The organism is Nostoc sp. CHAB 5836 (assembly GCF_020829445.1).
Classification (GTDB): Bacteria; Cyanobacteriota; Cyanobacteriia; order Cyanobacteriales; family Nostocaceae; genus Nostoc.
In genome coordinates, this window is record NZ_JAIVFV010000162.1 from 1 (window position 1) to 15,423 (window position 15,423).

The 15,423-nt window shown below is 42.4% G+C and carries 15 protein-coding genes; 12 read left to right on the forward strand and 3 right to left on the reverse strand.

What is annotated here, in order from left to right; genetic code table 11:
• Window positions 1-1,648: 1,648 nt before the first annotated feature.
• Together sat and LC605_RS24985 are read left to right on the forward strand one after the other, a co-directional pair.
• Entirely contained in the window at window positions 1,649-2,827 is a 1,179-nt protein-coding gene (gene sat / locus LC605_RS24980) for a sulfate adenylyltransferase (RefSeq protein WP_229550197.1), read from the forward strand.
• 84 nt (window positions 2,828-2,911) lie between these two features.
• On the forward strand, window positions 2,912-5,137 hold the full coding sequence (locus tag LC605_RS24985) for a caspase family protein (protein ID WP_229550198.1): 2,226 nt from the start codon (window positions 2,912-2,914) through the stop codon (window positions 5,135-5,137).
• A gap of 586 nt (window positions 5,138-5,723) precedes the next feature.
• Here LC605_RS24985 and clpB read toward each other — a convergent pair.
• Genes clpB through LC605_RS25000 form a run of 3 tightly spaced genes read right to left on the reverse strand, consistent with a single transcriptional unit; the run spans window position 5,724 to window position 8,776 of the window.
• Window positions 5,724-8,342: an ATP-dependent chaperone ClpB gene (gene clpB / locus LC605_RS24990; RefSeq protein WP_229550199.1), complete on the reverse strand. Its 2,619-nt coding sequence runs from the start codon at window positions 8,340-8,342 to the stop codon at window positions 5,724-5,726.
• 42 nt (window positions 8,343-8,384) lie between these two features.
• Window positions 8,385-8,639: an HNH endonuclease gene (locus tag LC605_RS24995; protein WP_229550200.1), complete on the reverse strand. Its 255-nt coding sequence runs from the start codon at window positions 8,637-8,639 to the stop codon at window positions 8,385-8,387.
• The gene (locus tag LC605_RS25000) at window positions 8,636-8,776 is read right to left on the reverse strand and encodes a hypothetical protein (protein WP_229550201.1); all 141 of its coding nucleotides are present in this window, start codon (window positions 8,774-8,776) and stop codon (window positions 8,636-8,638) included. Before LC605_RS25000 ends, LC605_RS24995 begins: the two co-directional genes overlap by 4 nt.
• 96 nt (window positions 8,777-8,872) lie before the next feature.
• Between LC605_RS25000 and LC605_RS25005 the strand changes: the two genes are divergently transcribed.
• The 10 genes from LC605_RS25005 to LC605_RS25050 all read left to right on the forward strand — a co-directional run bounded on the left by LC605_RS25005 (window position 8,873) and on the right by LC605_RS25050 (window position 15,306).
• On the forward strand, window positions 8,873-9,082 hold the full coding sequence (locus tag LC605_RS25005) for a hypothetical protein (protein ID WP_229550202.1): 210 nt from the start codon (window positions 8,873-8,875) through the stop codon (window positions 9,080-9,082).
• Window positions 9,083-9,382: 300 nt separating this feature from the next.
• The gene (locus LC605_RS25010; RefSeq protein ID WP_099103731.1) at window positions 9,383-9,637 is read left to right on the forward strand and encodes a TIGR02450 family Trp-rich protein; all 255 of its coding nucleotides are present in this window, start codon (window positions 9,383-9,385) and stop codon (window positions 9,635-9,637) included.
• A gap of 702 nt (window positions 9,638-10,339) precedes the next feature.
• Window positions 10,340-11,206 (forward strand): ferredoxin:protochlorophyllide reductase (ATP-dependent) iron-sulfur ATP-binding protein, encoded by an 867-nt coding sequence (gene bchL, locus LC605_RS25015; protein ID WP_012410753.1) that lies wholly within the window; start codon window positions 10,340-10,342, stop codon window positions 11,204-11,206.
• 32 nt (window positions 11,207-11,238) lie between these two features.
• Window positions 11,239-12,027, forward strand: a complete 789-nt coding sequence (locus tag LC605_RS25020; protein ID WP_229550203.1) for a DUF5331 domain-containing protein — start codon at window positions 11,239-11,241, stop codon at window positions 12,025-12,027.
• 167 nt (window positions 12,028-12,194) lie between these two features.
• Window positions 12,195-13,598: a ferredoxin:protochlorophyllide reductase (ATP-dependent) subunit N gene (locus LC605_RS25025; protein WP_094342496.1), complete on the forward strand. Its 1,404-nt coding sequence runs from the start codon at window positions 12,195-12,197 to the stop codon at window positions 13,596-13,598.
• A gap of 174 nt (window positions 13,599-13,772) precedes the next feature.
• On the forward strand, window positions 13,773-13,994 hold the full coding sequence (locus LC605_RS25030) for a DUF2442 domain-containing protein (protein ID WP_229550204.1): 222 nt from the start codon (window positions 13,773-13,775) through the stop codon (window positions 13,992-13,994).
• 1 nt (window position 13,995) lies between these two features.
• On the forward strand, window positions 13,996-14,175 hold the full coding sequence (locus LC605_RS25035) for a hypothetical protein (protein ID WP_229550205.1): 180 nt from the start codon (window positions 13,996-13,998) through the stop codon (window positions 14,173-14,175).
• 75 nt (window positions 14,176-14,250) lie between these two features.
• Window positions 14,251-14,478 (forward strand): hypothetical protein, encoded by a 228-nt coding sequence (locus LC605_RS25040; RefSeq protein WP_229550206.1) that lies wholly within the window; start codon window positions 14,251-14,253, stop codon window positions 14,476-14,478.
• The gene (locus LC605_RS25045; RefSeq protein ID WP_229550207.1) at window positions 14,468-14,884 is read left to right on the forward strand and encodes a putative toxin-antitoxin system toxin component, PIN family; all 417 of its coding nucleotides are present in this window, start codon (window positions 14,468-14,470) and stop codon (window positions 14,882-14,884) included. The genes LC605_RS25040 and LC605_RS25045 overlap by 11 nt, the downstream gene beginning before the upstream one ends.
• 110 nt (window positions 14,885-14,994) lie before the next feature.
• Entirely contained in the window at window positions 14,995-15,306 is a 312-nt protein-coding gene (locus LC605_RS25050) for a hypothetical protein (protein ID WP_229550208.1), read from the forward strand.
• Window positions 15,307-15,423 lie beyond the last annotated feature (117 nt).

Below are 15,423 nucleotides of genomic sequence, written 5' to 3' on the forward strand. Positions count from 1 at the left end.
CAGGACTCTTACCGATGCGTAAAATACGTAATGATTCTGCTGCAAGGGTTTCATTGATTTGGGAGCGGTAGTTTACTTACTCTGTGGTGTACTAGTACCATACGACATAAACATACATACCATTTTTAAGCCTTGCAATCAATCAAATCTTCGTAGCTTTTAATGGTCTGCTTATTTCCGCCGTGCTGTACTAGAGCTTTCAATATGTTTTATTTTTTCAGATCTTTTTGTAATCCCATATACATTTTTTTCTTAACTATCTAAACCAGTAGATCAGTATATTAGTTTTGCTTATGTTTAGGTTATTTTTGTTTTAACGCTACGAAATATAAATACTTTCAATAGGTTTAATTTACTTTTAATATCAGGACGTAAAAATGCCCATGTTTGGTTAATTCCAAACAATTGACAATATATTAATCGTTTGTCTTTCTTTTACCGTTCTCCTTTTTTCATACATATTAAGTTGGACTAGCATAAAACGAATAAGTACCTGATTTAGTAGAGTTTAGACAATTTTCCCTATAAAACTGCTAAACCACTATTGTGACAGTTTTTGATCATTTACAGGCTTTGTATCAGTGGATAATATGGAGTCTACATTGCATACTGGGTAGAGGTTTGAGCGAATCAGGAGAAAAAAAATAGATCAATAGTTGTCAACAAGACCAATAAGACTGAAAATGTTATTTCTCTTCTATCCAACGAACTTAGGAAGTCGTCTCTCCTCTTCTCAATTATTGTTTTTAAATCTCCTGATTAATGCAGTATAAAATATTAAATAAGTCAGCAGAGCAATCCTAAATAAGTTGTGAAATCAGTGGTTGAGGAAGTGAATAGGGAATAGAGATCTACAAATGTAGTTTGTTGTTTCAAAAATCAAGTAGGATTGCTGTATATAAAAAACAGCAAACGCCTTACCTGTATCAGTATTGTTTGAAAGCAGACGTAAGAAAATTTAAAGATTCTTATAACTGCCAACACTCAATATTTAGGAAATTCTCTTTTCGGTATTTGTTCCACTAGGTTAACATTAACAGGTTTTTAACCAGCTAATGATAAGTAATCATAATCTAAATTATCCAAAATTCTTTTTATATTTGTAGGGGGGCAAGGCCTTGCCCCCCTACTTTCGCGCAGCGTCCCGCAGGGACGTTTTTTTAACTGGAAGTCCCTACATAGATTCTGATTAGCTGGTTAGAGGATTTTCTATAAAAACTATCATAAATTCTTTAGGGTGGTAGTAATGATTTTAACTTATCCAACTTTTCGTTACTTAAGTCTCTTTTGTCGTTCATGACTATAAAGCGATCGCCTATTTGGGATACAACGAGTTTGACAAGGAAGGAAGGAGGAATTCCTATGAATTTGGATGGGGATTCAAACCCCACCCAAATAGATGCTGCTAAATTTTTAATTCAGCTCTTGATTCAAACCCTTGTTTTCGACCGTCACGAGAAGTCAGAGGAAACAAGACCAACTTCGGTCTTCCCTCTTCCTTCTGACTTCCTTGAAAACAGACCCTAGCCCTAACGCACCGAGAAATATGGTGCGTTACTAATACAAACTCTTTTTCTCCCCGTACCAGCATTTGATAAGTTAGTACATAGTCTGAAACAATAGCAGTAAAAGCAGAGAAGGGATTAAATTGAGCCACAATCCAGATGCCATAGCCCCCCACGGTGGACAGTTAGTTAACCGTGTAGCCACACCACAACAAAGAGCAGAGTTTCTCTCAAAAGCTGACTTTTTGCCGCGAGTGCAACTTGACGATCGCGCCGTTTCCGATGTAGAAATGATTGCGATCGGTGCTTTTAGTCCATTGACGGGTTTTATGAACCAGGAAGACTACGATCGCACTGTTACAGAAATGCGATTAGCTAACGGTCTTGTGTGGTCAATCCCAATTACACTATCGGTTAGTGAAGAAGTAGCTTCCCCGTTGCAGGAAGGCGGCTTAATCCGTCTGGATAACTCCAGAGGTGAATTTATTGGGGTTTTGCAACTCACCCAAAAATATAACTATGACAAAACCCGTGAAGCAATAAATGTCTACCGCACTGATGATGTCAAACATCCAGGCGTGCAGGTGCTTTATAACCAAGGTAATGTACATCTGGCGGGTGATATTTGGCTGTTGCAACGCGAACCTCATCCCCAGTTTCCCACATACCAAATTGATCCAGCTGTCTCACGGCAAATGTTTAAAGATAAGGGTTGGAAAACAATCGTCGGCTTTCAAACTCGCAACCCTATCCACCGCGCCCATGAATATATTCAAAAGTGCGCTTTAGAAACTGTTGATGGTCTATTTTTGCACCCATTAGTCGGGGCGACCAAAGAAGATGATATCGCTGCTGACGTGCGGATGCGCTGCTATGAAATTTTGCTGGAACATTACTACCCCTTAGACCGAGTAACTTTGGCAATAAATCCAGCCGCAATGCGCTATGCTGGCCCTCGTGAGGCAATATTCCATGCTTTAGTCCGCAAAAACTACGGCTGTACTCACTTTATCGTCGGACGGGATCATGCTGGCGTTGGTGACTATTACGGCACTTATGATGCTCAGTATATTTTTGAAGAATTTGCACCAAATGAATTGGGCATCGTGCCAATGAAATTTGAACACGCTTTCTACTGCACGCGTACTAAGCAGATGGCAACATCTAAAACTAGTCCTAGCAGACCAGAAGAACGCATTCACCTATCAGGGACAAAAGTCCGAGAAATGCTGCGGCGTGGTGAGTTACCTCCACCAGAATTTTCCCGTCCAGAGGTGGCCGCAGAGTTAGCGCGGGCAATGCGGATACAAGTAACGGCTTAGGGCATGGGCAAACAACTGTAACTTTACAATACAGAGTTCAGCCCTGTAAGCTGCTAACTGATAGCTGAGGGCTGATAGCTAATTATGAAACGGCGCACGTTTTTACACAGGATTGGCTCAATACTCGCGGTATTGGGGATAACTGAAGCTGAGTGGTTAATTTTAGGAAATCGTTATTATCAGGCTTTGGCACAACCCAGTCCGCGCAAGTTGGCATTGCTAATAGGTATTAACCAATATCCAAAAATTCCAGCCCTCAGTGGTTGTCTGACGGATGTGGAATTACAAAGAGAACTTTTGATTCATCGCTTTGGTTTTCAAGGGTCAGATATCCTGACGTTAACTGAGGAACAAGCTAGCAGGGAATTCATTGAGGCGGCTTTTTGGGATCATTTGGGTAAACAAGCTAAACTCGGTGATGTCGTCGTCTTCCACTTTAGCGGTTATGGGAGCCGTGTAAAATTGGAAACATCGCCAGATGCAATGCAAAATGCTCTAGTGCCAGCTAAACTCAGAAAAGATCCACAAAACGAGAAAATAGTCAACTATATATTAGAAGAAACTCTATTGCGATTATTGCGATCGCTCCCCACAGACCGAGTAACAGCAGTATTGGATACTAGTTATTATGCTCCTAGCACACTATTAGGATTAAAAATTCGCGCCCTTCAGGAGTCAGTAGAAGTAAAGTTAGCAGCAGAAGAACTCGACTTTCTCCAACAACTCAAAACTCAGAACTTACCCAGCACTCCCATTGTCTTAGCAGCTACCTCAGAACCAAAACAGTCTGCAAGGGAAGGACTCTTTTCTGGTTTTAGTGCTGGGTTATTTACCTACGCCTTGACGCAGTATTTGTGGGAATTTACCCCAGCCACCACAATTAAAGTCGCCTTCTCTCATGTAGAAAATTCTCTATTCAAATTGGGTAGTAAACAGCAGCCAGCGTTATTAAGTAGTCAGAAAAATCCACCACGGGATCTGAAAAACCTCTCTTTGAAGAGGAGAGAGGCTTGGAATTCTCCCCTTTCCCTAATGGAGAAGGGGCCTCTTGGGTTAGGTTTCGCCTCTTCTTTTCCAGATACTCAGCTACAGCCAGACGAGATCATTGGTGCAGAAGGCGTTGTCAGTGCCATTGAAGAAGACGGCAAAACAGTCCATCTGTGGTTGGCAGGATTACCGCCACAAGTGCTGCTATACTATGGAGTCAATTCTCGATTCACCCTAGCAACAACAGAAGAATTAGTATTGCGATCGCGGACTGGGTTAACAGCAAAAGTGCAAATTTCCAAAATTGAAGGTGCAAATCCCCTACAAGTTGGGCAACTTGTCCAAGAAGCAGTCCGGGTTTTACCTCGAAATATTAATTTAACAATAGCTCTAGATACTGGATTGGAAAGAATTGAGCGGGTAGACGCCACAAGTGCCTTCGCTGCATTTCCCCGTATATCCACCGTAGTAGCAGGAGAAAAACCAGCTGATTATCTATTTGCCAAGCTACAACAAACACCTAGTCGTTATGGTCTATTTTCTATTGGTGGCGAACTAATTCTCAATACTGCCGGGGAAGTAGGAGAAGCAGTAAAATTAGCAGTGCAAAGGTTAGCGCCCAAATTATCAACCTTGCTAGCAGCCAAATTATGGCGACTCACAGAAAATCAAGGTTCTTCTCGCTTGGCTCTCAAAGCATCCTTAGAAATAATTAGTGACATATCGCCTCGCATCGTCATGCAGCGCGAAACAGCACGAGGTTTCAAAACTGAAACTTCGATGAAAAAATCAGTACAGATGGGATTAATAGCCTCTCTCCCCACTCCCATTGTGCCTATTGGTAGTCGAATCCAATATCGAGTGGAAAACCAGAGCGATCGCCCAGTATATTTAATCTTACTGGGATTAAACAATAATCATACAGCGATCGCTTTCTACTCTTGGGAAACTCCCCAAGAACCAAACATCAAAGACACCAAGCCTCTCCTCAAAGAAATCGTCATCGCCCCAGGTGAAACCCTCACCTTACCCCAAACTAATGGTGCTTCGGAATGGGTAATTTCAGGGCCAGCTTACTTTTGCGAACAACAACTGATTTTTAGTACTACCTCCTTTAGCACAACTCTCGCCGCTTTGAACACTGCTAAATATTCCACCCCTGAACAAAGTCCCATTAGCCCATTGTTGAATTCTTTAGACGTTACACAAGCCTTGCTACAAGACCTGCATCTCAAAACGGAGATGAACAGCACAGCAGCCGACTCATATATCTTGGATGTAAATAATTGGGCAAGTTTTAGCTTTAGTTTTCAAGTGGTGTAAGAGGTTGTTTGAAAAGTAGTTAACTGTGATTTTGATCACCTATTGAGAGAGCATCTCAAATGTGCCATTCTCTTGATAGCCCTCATCCCCTAACCCAATACAGTTCAGTTAAGCATTTCCTCCTTCTCCTTCCTCTGTGTTCTCTGCGCCTCTGTGGTTCGTAAAAAAAAGAGTTTCAGCCCTTTTGTGAACCGTATTGTCCCCTAACCCCCAATACGGTTCGGTTAAGATCCCCACGCCTACAGCAACCCTCTTAAAAACGGGATAAATAGGAGGAAAAGCCCCCCTTTTTTAAGGGGGGTTGGGGGAATCTCCGAGAACCAAACATACTAACCGAAACGTATTGCCCTAACCCCGAATCCCAAACATGGGAGAAGGCGAACTAGAATTCAATACAGTTGAGTTAAGCATTTCTTTCTTCTCTTTGCGTCCAACTCTTACGAGACGCTGCGCGAAGGCGTCCTTCTCCCAGGGGGAGACGCACTCGCGTTTGCGGTAGCCTGCGGCAAGCCGTTCGCGTAGCGTCTCGTAGAGAAGCGTCTACGTAAAAAAAACTGACTTTTACTGAGAGTTTTAGCCTTAATAATTAGCTACTAAAGACTTCAACAGGTAAGCGACTAAAAGAAAGACGCTCATTTTGCACATCTACAAAAATAGTGTTGCCGTCGTTGAATTCGCCGCGCAAGATGGATTTAGCAATTTGAGTTTCTAACTCTCGCTGAATCGCCCGTTTCAGTGGACGCGCCCCATATACTGGGTCATACCCTACTACTGCTAAAAAGTCAAGTGCAGTATCCGAGAGTTTGAGGGATATTTTGCGATCGCCCAATCTTTGTCGCAATCTTTCCACTTGCAATAGCACAATTTGCCGCAATTCCTTCTTATCTAAACCGTGGAAGATGATGATTTCGTCAATTCGGTTGAGGAACTCTGGACGGAAGCTATTTCGCATCGCCTCCATGACTCGACGGCGCATTTCGTCGTAGTGGGTGTTATCCCCGGCGACATCAAGAATGTACTGCGAACCAATGTTGCTGGTCATGATGATAATAGCGTTCTTGAAGTCTATTTTATGACCTTGGGCATCAGTGACGCGACCATCATCGAGAATTTGCAAGAAGATATTAAATACATCGGGGTGTGCTTTCTCGATTTCGTCGAAAAGGATCACTGAGTAAGGACGGCGGCGAATCGCTTCTGTAAGTTGTCCGCCTTCTTCATAACCCACATATCCTGGAGGCGCACCAATTAAACGAGAGACGGCGTGTTTCTCCATATACTCCGACATATCGATTCGCACTAGTGCATCTTCGCTATCGAACATATATGCCGCCAGCGCTTTCGCCAATTCAGTTTTACCCACACCTGTCGGCCCAAGGAAAATAAAGCTAGCAATGGGACGATTGGGATCAGCCAATCCCGCCCGCGATCGCTGAATTGCATCGGCTACAGCTGTGACTGCTTCTTCTTGTCCAATCACCCGGTGGTGCAGTTCATCTTCTAAGTTCAGCAGTTTCTCTTTCTCAGATTCCACCAACTTGCTAATGGGAATTCCTGTCCATTTAGAAATAATTTCGGCAATATCAGCTTCTGTGACTTCTTCCCGTAATAGTGATTTCCCAGTTCTTTGAGTGTTTGCCAATTCAGCCTCTACTGCTTCCAATTGACGATGCAAACTGGTTAAATTGCCGTATTTCAACTCCGCAGCGCGGTTAAGATCGTAGTCGCGTTCTGCTTGCTGAATCTCTAAGTTAACGCGTTCAATCTCTTTTTTCACAGACTGAATTTTGTCAATGATATCTTTTTCAGACTGCCATTGAGTATTTAGGGTTCTTTGTTCTTCTTTGAGATCAGCAATTTCTTTTTCCAATCTTTCTAAACGTTCACGAGAAGCTGCATCACTTTCTTTTTGCAGTGAAAGCTTCTCCATTTCCAATTGCAGAATCTTGCGGTCAATTTCGTCGAGTTCTTCTGGTTTGGAGGTGATCTCCATTTTTAATCTCGCGGCGGCTTCGTCTACCAAATCAATCGCTTTATCAGGGAGAAAGCGATCGCTAATATATCGACTCGACAATATGGCAGCTGCAACTAAAGCACTATCAGAAATCTTCACCCCGTGGTGGTTTTCATAACGTTCTCTCAACCCACGCAAAATCGAAATACTGTCTTCTACACTGGGCTGATCGACATAAACCTGCTGGAAACGTCTTTCTAAAGCCGCATCTTTTTCAATATGTTTGCGGTATTCATCTAGAGTTGTCGCCCCAATACAACGCAATTCGCCCCGCGCCAACATTGGTTTTAATAAGTTACCCGCATCCATCGCGCCTTGGGTTGCACCAGCGCCGACAACGGTGTGAATTTCATCAATAAATAAAACAATATTGCCACCAGATTCGGTAACTTCCTTTAAAACTGCTTTCAGGCGTTCTTCAAATTCACCCCGGAATTTTGCCCCTGCAATCAAAGCACCCATATCTAAAGAAATCAGCTTCCGGTCTTTGAGAGACTGGGGTACATCGCCTGCGATAATGCGCTGTGCTAATCCTTCAGCGATCGCAGTTTTACCAACACCAGGTTCACCAATTAGCACAGGGTTATTTTTGGTGCGGCGAGAGAGAATTTGGACAGTGCGACGAATCTCATCATCTCGCCCAATCACTGGATCGAGTTGACCTTTACGTGCAGCTTCGGTGAGGTCACGCCCGTATTTTTCCAGTGCTTCGTATTTGCCTTCTGGATTTTGGTCGGTCACTTTTTGGCTCCCACGAATTTGTTTAATAATATTTTTGAGCTTACCTTCGTCTAAACCGAATTCTTGGAATAAAGCTTTGCCAAAGCGGTCATCTTTAGCGTAAGCCAGCAATAAGTGTTCAATTGAAATATATTCATCTTGAAACTCTTTGCGATATCCGTCTGCTCGATCTAGAAGTGTATCCAAGCTGCGTCCCAAGTAGACAGAACTGCTAGTACCAGAGACTTTCGGCTGACGTTGAAAAAATTGTTCAGTGCGATCGCCCAGTTTTTCGAGGTTAGCACCCGCCTTGGTGAGAATCCCAGTTGCTAGACCATCTTGTTCTAGCAACGCTTTCATCAGGTGTTCACTTTCAATTTGCTGTTGTTGATATTGTTTAACAATGTCGGGAGTATGGGCGATCGCTTCCCAGGCTTTTTCTGTAAATTGGTCAGGATTAGTAGGTTGCATAGGCTTTTTCCGGAACGTAAAGGTGCAGCAGCTTGTCGAAGGCTACCACCAGAACACCAAGTAAAGAAAATTTCTGCTCTCAATAAATATTGTATGAACAGCACAGCGATCGCCTAGATCGGTGTTCACGTCTTCTAAAAGTCGTATTTTCCCGTAGTTCCGATTTTCCATTGATTGCCGAGAGAGCGGGATGATATGCTCAACCTCAAATGGAAAATTAAAGATTAGTTCAGGGGCTTGGCAGTACTCACAACGATGGCTGGCACGTTGTGCGATCGCAGCGTAATACCGATTCACAAACTCTCTTGTTGTATCAATGCAGCTGTTCGGGTTGTTGCTGCTGTTAATTCTACCTCAACCAAAGTATCCAGTTCTGCTTGTAGCTCTGGTGGCAATGCTTGCCCATGATCTCGTCCTAACCGCCATAAACTCATCAATTCCGATGAATGAACAAACAGGAGAAATCTTTATTCTGGCAGGAGAAGCTATCGAAATTACTATAAACCGTGATGGAATTTGGGAGTTTGTGAATGAAACCGAATTTTGAAACAATGCCTAGAGCCGAACTGAGGGCTTATGTACTAGAACATCGAGAAGACATTGAGGCATTACGTACATTGATGAGTCGTCGTAATCCTAATGCGAAACGTTACAAGTTTCCTGATACTGAAGAAGGTTGGCGACAAATGGAAGAAGTGTTCCGGCAAAAAATTCAAGGTATAGACAAACAAGAAGAATAACAGTTGACTACTGAGTAATCTACGTATTGTTGAAAACCTCCCAGTCAACACCTAGCTGGCGAATTGCAGCCCGAAGTGTTCCGAGTTTGAAATCCCGACTTCCTCAATCTGGTAATGCGGTAACTTGCTGTGTGTTGGGATTAAACCACTTTGACCCCTACGACTTTGAAGTTGTAAGACAACGACTTTCCAAGAAAAAGCCCAAAATTACCAACAACATCAACACCTGCCGGTGGGGACTGGGGACTGGGGATCAAGAAAGTATTTTCCCAATGACAAATGACAAATGACAAATGACAAATGACAAAAAAACAAAAATTTCCTTACCTAGTTGGTTCTAAGTGGACGGCGCAGCAAAAAGTTGATGGTTGGCGGCACTTCCAAGTAGTCAATCGGAAAAATCAGGCTAAGTGGGTTTACGCTGAAATGGTTGCTGCTTGTGATCCGAAAGTCCGTTTCTGGATAAATGCCAAATTATTACAGGATAACTCCCAGTGGCAAGCTGGCTGGCAAACATTACAGGAAATCCACGGACTTGAAACTGAGGTGTCCTGATTCCCTTCTATAGCTCGACTGAAATAAATTTTAGGACTTACGCACACTCTAAAATTGTTCTCTTAGCCCACGGAGGTGGGCTTTGCTTTGTGTAGCCGCGAATTCTATTCGCCGTGGCTCTTGGAAAATATTTGATAAATTAATAATTTTTTACAAAATCACACTAACTTACTCTCAAGCAGCAATTACATGGTTATGATTACCGACTGAAAACTCGCAATTTCTCTGCGATACCTTCTCTACGAGAGGCTTCTCTTTCAGAGACGCTAACTCGAACGCCAAGGGTGAGCTACGCTAACGCAAATTCCAGCATCAGGCTGCATATACCTCTCTTTGCCCTTTCACCTGTGCCTCAATCCCCTGAAAACAGCTTGCACCAACATCAACTAATTCTATGAAAACCATTCAAAAAAGCCAATTTCAGCTTTTTGTTTTTTGTAACTCTTTTTATAAAAATAGATAATAAAAACTTTTTTAAGATGTCTTTTAGAGCTAAATAAGAATTTATAGCGGATAAAAACCAAAATACCCATAATTAAGTTCTAATTCATCGGCTAAAACCGGTTTCCAAATTAAGAGCCACTTTCTTTTCTATGTAATTTGCCCAATAATGACATCAACAGACCTCACGCATCGCCATCTCAGGTGAAGGCAAATGTTTGAGCCACAAGTTTGACAAAAAGCTATAAGAGGCAAACAACAGTGAAACTAGCAGTCTACGGAAAAGGTGGTATCGGTAAATCCACAACTAGCTGTAACATATCAGTCGCCCTAGCTAAACGTGGCAAGAAAGTGCTGCAAATTGGTTGCGACCCCAAACATGACAGTACCTTTACCCTGACTGGGTTTTTGATTCCGACAATTATCGACACCCTCCAAGAAAAGGACTATCATTACGAAGATGTCTGGCCGGAAGATGTGATTTATAAAGGTTACGGCGGTGTTGATTGCGTAGAAGCTGGTGGCCCACCTGCGGGTGCTGGATGTGGCGGCTATGTAGTCGGTGAAACCGTTAAATTACTTAAGGAACTCAACGCCTTCGATGAATACGATGTAATTCTCTTTGACGTTCTGGGTGACGTAGTTTGCGGTGGTTTTGCAGCACCACTCAACTATGCAGATTACTGCCTGATTGTTACAGACAACGGCTTTGACGCTTTGTTTGCAGCTAATCGGATTGCTGCTTCAGTCCGCGAAAAAGCAAGAACTCACCCACTGCGTTTAGCTGGGTTAATTGGCAACCGCACCTCCAAGCGCGACTTGATTGAGAAATATATAGAAGCTGTGCCCATGCCAGTTCTAGAAGTTTTACCTTTGATTGAAGATATTCGTGTTTCCCGTGTGAAGGGTAAAACTTTGTTTGAAATGGCAGAGCAAGATCCTTCCCTAGACTACGTTTGTGACTACTATCTCAATATCGCCGACCAAATTCTGGCGCGTCCCGAAGGTGTTGTACCTAACGACACACCAGATCGAGAGTTGTTCTCTTTGTTGTCCGATTTTTATCTAAATCCGGGTAAACCCCAGGTTCCTAATTCAGAAGAGGAACTAGACTTGATGATTGTATAAATCATCAAGTTCTCAGGATGGGGGACAATAATATGGCTTTCTTTGACAGCTTTACGGATTCAATAAAACAAAAGTGGTTGCAATTTTTCCAGAACAATCGGGAGTGGATTACCCTCCATATGCAAGTGGAATCGGTGTACACCCCTGATGGCGGGAAGCGGCCACCTTCTTACCTCATCCTGGGAGTTATTAACGCCCTAGAGCCAAAGCTAGCCCAGTTAATGTTGCCCTTTGCCAAACTGAATCCTGATGCCGATACGCTGATTCAGGTGCTGGATTTGCATTTTGACCCAGATTTTGCTCTCGGTAATCGCTTCGTCGTTAACCCAGATGTAGAGAGATTCGTAGAAGCAGCAGCAGCTGTTATTGACGAAAAGCCTGAAGATGAAACATTCACACATCTTCATACAAATGACTTTGCTTCGACGGCGGTAGTTCAAGAGTTCACAATGGTGGATTCTGAAGATGAAAGGCTGGGGATTAGCGAGTTGGAGGAAACCAAAGATGCCTTTGGTGATATTTCTTTAACCAACGGACACGACTTAAAACATGAGTCTCTCGAAACCTCTAGTTTAGAAGCAGATGAGTTTGGGGGCATGGCCTTCGGTACAACAGCTGCAATGGAAATAAAGCTAGGTGAAGACGAGGCGCTTGAGGATAATTCACTAGATGAGAATGCGTTTAAAGACGTGTTGTCAGATGTCTGGGGTGATGAAACAGCTTTGCAAAAAGCTGAAGGAAATAACGATTTTTTGGGGGAAGAACTGCCAGCAGGCGTTTTTGATGAATCAGAAATTGCCCGCCTCTTCCCCAACGCTTAATTACTAAGTTAGGAGTTAAAAAAAGTTAGGAGTTAGGAGTTAGGAGTTAGGAGTTAGGAGTTAGGAGTTAGGAATAAAAACTCATAATTCATAACTCATCACTCTTAACTTCTAACTCCTAACTTAATTACTCCTAACTGGAAAAATCAAGGGGAGAATAAACTAAAATGACTGTCGCTCAACAACCAGAAGCTTTAAATTTTGAATGTGAAACTGGGAACTACCATACCTTTTGCCCAATTAGCTGCGTGGCGTGGTTATACCAAAAAATTGAAGATAGCTTCTTTTTGGTGATTGGGACAAAAACTTGTGGCTACTTTCTGCAAAATGCGATGGGGGTGATGATTTTCGCTGAACCCCGCTATGCAATGGCAGAGTTGGAAGAAGGCGATATTTCGGCACAGCTAAATGATTATGAAGAGTTAAAGCGGTTGTGTTTGCAGATTAAACGCGATCGCAATCCTAGTGTAATTGTCTGGATTGGCACTTGCACCACGGAAATTATTAAAACAGATTTGGAAGGTTTGGCACCGAAACTGGAATCGGAAATTGGGATTCCCATCGTTGTGGCACGGGCAAATGGTCTAGATTACGCCTTCACCCAAGGGGAAGACACTGTGTTAGCTGCTATGGCTAACCGTTGTCCTGATAAGGCTCCGGTGGCGGAAACAGAGAAGATCGAACGTAATGCGATCGCAAAATTGCTCAACTTCGGCAAGAAGAAAGAAGATGTTGCCCAAGATGAGTCTGAGTACGTAGACCATCCACCCTTAGTTCTCTTTGGCTCCCTTCCCGATCCCGTAGTTACTCAGTTAACTTTGGAACTGAAGAAACAAGGCATCAAAGTTTCCGGCTGGCTACCCGCGAAGCGCTTCACTGAATTGCCAGTTTTGGAAGAAGGGTATTATGTCGCTGGTGTCAACCCCTTCCTGAGCCGCACTGCTACTACCTTAATGCGCCGCCGCAAGTGTAAACTCATTGGCGCACCGTTCCCCATTGGCCCCGATGGCACCCGCGCTTGGATTGAGAAAATCTGCTCGGTGTTTGGGATTACTCCCAAGGGTTTGGATGAACGGGAAGCACAAATTTGGGCAGGTTTGGAAGATTACGTCAAACTGATTCGCGGTAAGTCTGTATTCTTCATGGGTGATAATTTGCTGGAAGTTTCCCAAGCCAGGTTCTTAATCCGTTGTGGGATGACTGTTCACGAAATCGGCATTCCTTATATGGATAAGCGCTATCAAGCGGCTGAGTTGGCGCTGTTGGAGAAAACTTGCCAGGAAATGAATTCACCTCTGCCAAGGATTGTGGAGAAGCCGGATAATTACAATCAACTTCAACGGATTTATGAGTTGAAACCAGATTTGGTAATTACTGGTATGGCTCATGCTAATCCGTTGGAAGCACGGGGTATTAATACTAAGTGGTCGGTGGAGTTCACTTTTGCTCAAATTCACGGCTTTACGAATGCGCGTGATATGTTAGAGTTGGTGACTCGTCCGTTGCGTCGGAATAATAATTTGAAAGATTTGGGTTGGGATAAGTTGGTGAGAGAAGAAGCAAAGATTTAGATTTGGGTTTGGATTGAGCAACAGAATTATGATTAAGGCGAACTTTTTGGGTTCGCCTTTTTTTGTCTCACGCAGAGGCGCAAAAGAAGAGTGCCTAAAAAAATTCAACCATTACACTATTTCACGAAAACCTTAATACACATATATTTCTCGTAGGGGCACGGTACTGCCCATTTGAAGTTTGAAGACGGAAAGGAAGGTATTGTTGATGTTAACCAGTTAATCGAATTTACAGGAATTTTTGCACCTTTAAAAGATTTCAACTATTTGAAAACTGTTAAGATTAATGCTGAATGGGGAACAATTCATTGCGATAATGGCGCAGATTTAGACCCAGATGTTCTTTATTCTGTGGTTACTAACCAATGTATTCCTATATATAAAAATCTGGAATAATATGAAAAAAGTTGGAGTTAAAACAGAGGCAATTGCAGAACTGAGTGATTTAGTAAAATCTAGGAAATTTTTTTCAGTAACTAAATTAGATGATGTAGCAGGGTGTTTTAAATATCAGGGAAAACCTAAAACTGTTGAGGAGATGGATAATGCAATTCGCCAAAGTGTAGAGAAATCGTGATTTAAACGTAGAAAACTGGCTCAAACCTGATTAAAAAAGCTAACAAGTTTCTATTCCCTAACTTCAGAACTCACCATGACTCAAAAAATCTATCAACTCCCCCTAACCTTTGAGCAGATTCTTAATCTTGTCCTACAACTTCCCGCACAAGAACAAGAACAACTTATTCAAGAAATAAAGAAAACCTCTTCAAATAATAAAGATGAAGATTTACTTAGTGTTTTTGACAGAATTGGCAGAAATGCTCAAGCTAAAGGATTAACCGAAGAAACTCTAGAAGAATTACTTGCCGATGAATCATAAACTAATTGTCATTGACACAAATGTTTTAATTAGTGCTGCCCTAAGTCCTAATGGAACAGCCCGTAAAGCCCTAAATAAAGTCTATAAAGAATTCAAAATTGCTCAAAGCAATGAAACTTATCAAGAATTAAACACACGAATTTACAAAGGTAAGTTCGATAAATATATCTCAGATGAAGACCGACAAGATTTTTTGGACATAGTTAAAAAGTACAGTCAATTTATAGAAATAAAATCTCAAATAAACATCTGTAGAGATGCAGATGATAACAAATTTTTAGAACTTGCTAAAGATGCCAATGCAGCATTTTTAATCACAGGAGACCAAGACCTTTTATCACTCAAGACCCTAGCCGAATATCAAAACCAGATTATTACTCCCAGAGACTTTCTTGACCTTGATTAATTCATCTTTATACGGTTCTATCGCTCCCCTTATGCAAAAATCGCTCTTTTTAACGAGAAGATGCAGAGCGATCGCAGATACAATCATAAGTAAAAGCAAGCAGGTAGAAAATGGCTGAAATTGTCACCCTTCAACTCCCTGAAACACTGGCACAAAAAGCAAAAGAAATCGCTGCTTTCACACATCGGCGACTTGAAGATGTATTACTAGAATGGATTGAGAGCGCCATTACCGAACTACCTCTGGAGTCATTACCAGATGAACAGGTTTTGCCTATGTGCGATATGCAGATGGAAACTCAGCAGCAAGAGGTTTTCAGTGATTTGCAAGCGCGTCACCGAGAGGGACAGCTTAATGATGCAGAAGTTCGTCAACTAGATGAACTTATGCAAGTCTACAGACGTGGCTTAGTGGATGTTTGAAAAGTCCTGTTCCAATACTGCGCAGGTTTTGGCAAAAAAATAAAAAATGTGTAGATTGGGTTGAGGAACGAAACCCAACATTTTCGGGCATTTGTTGGGTTTCACTAAAGTTCAACC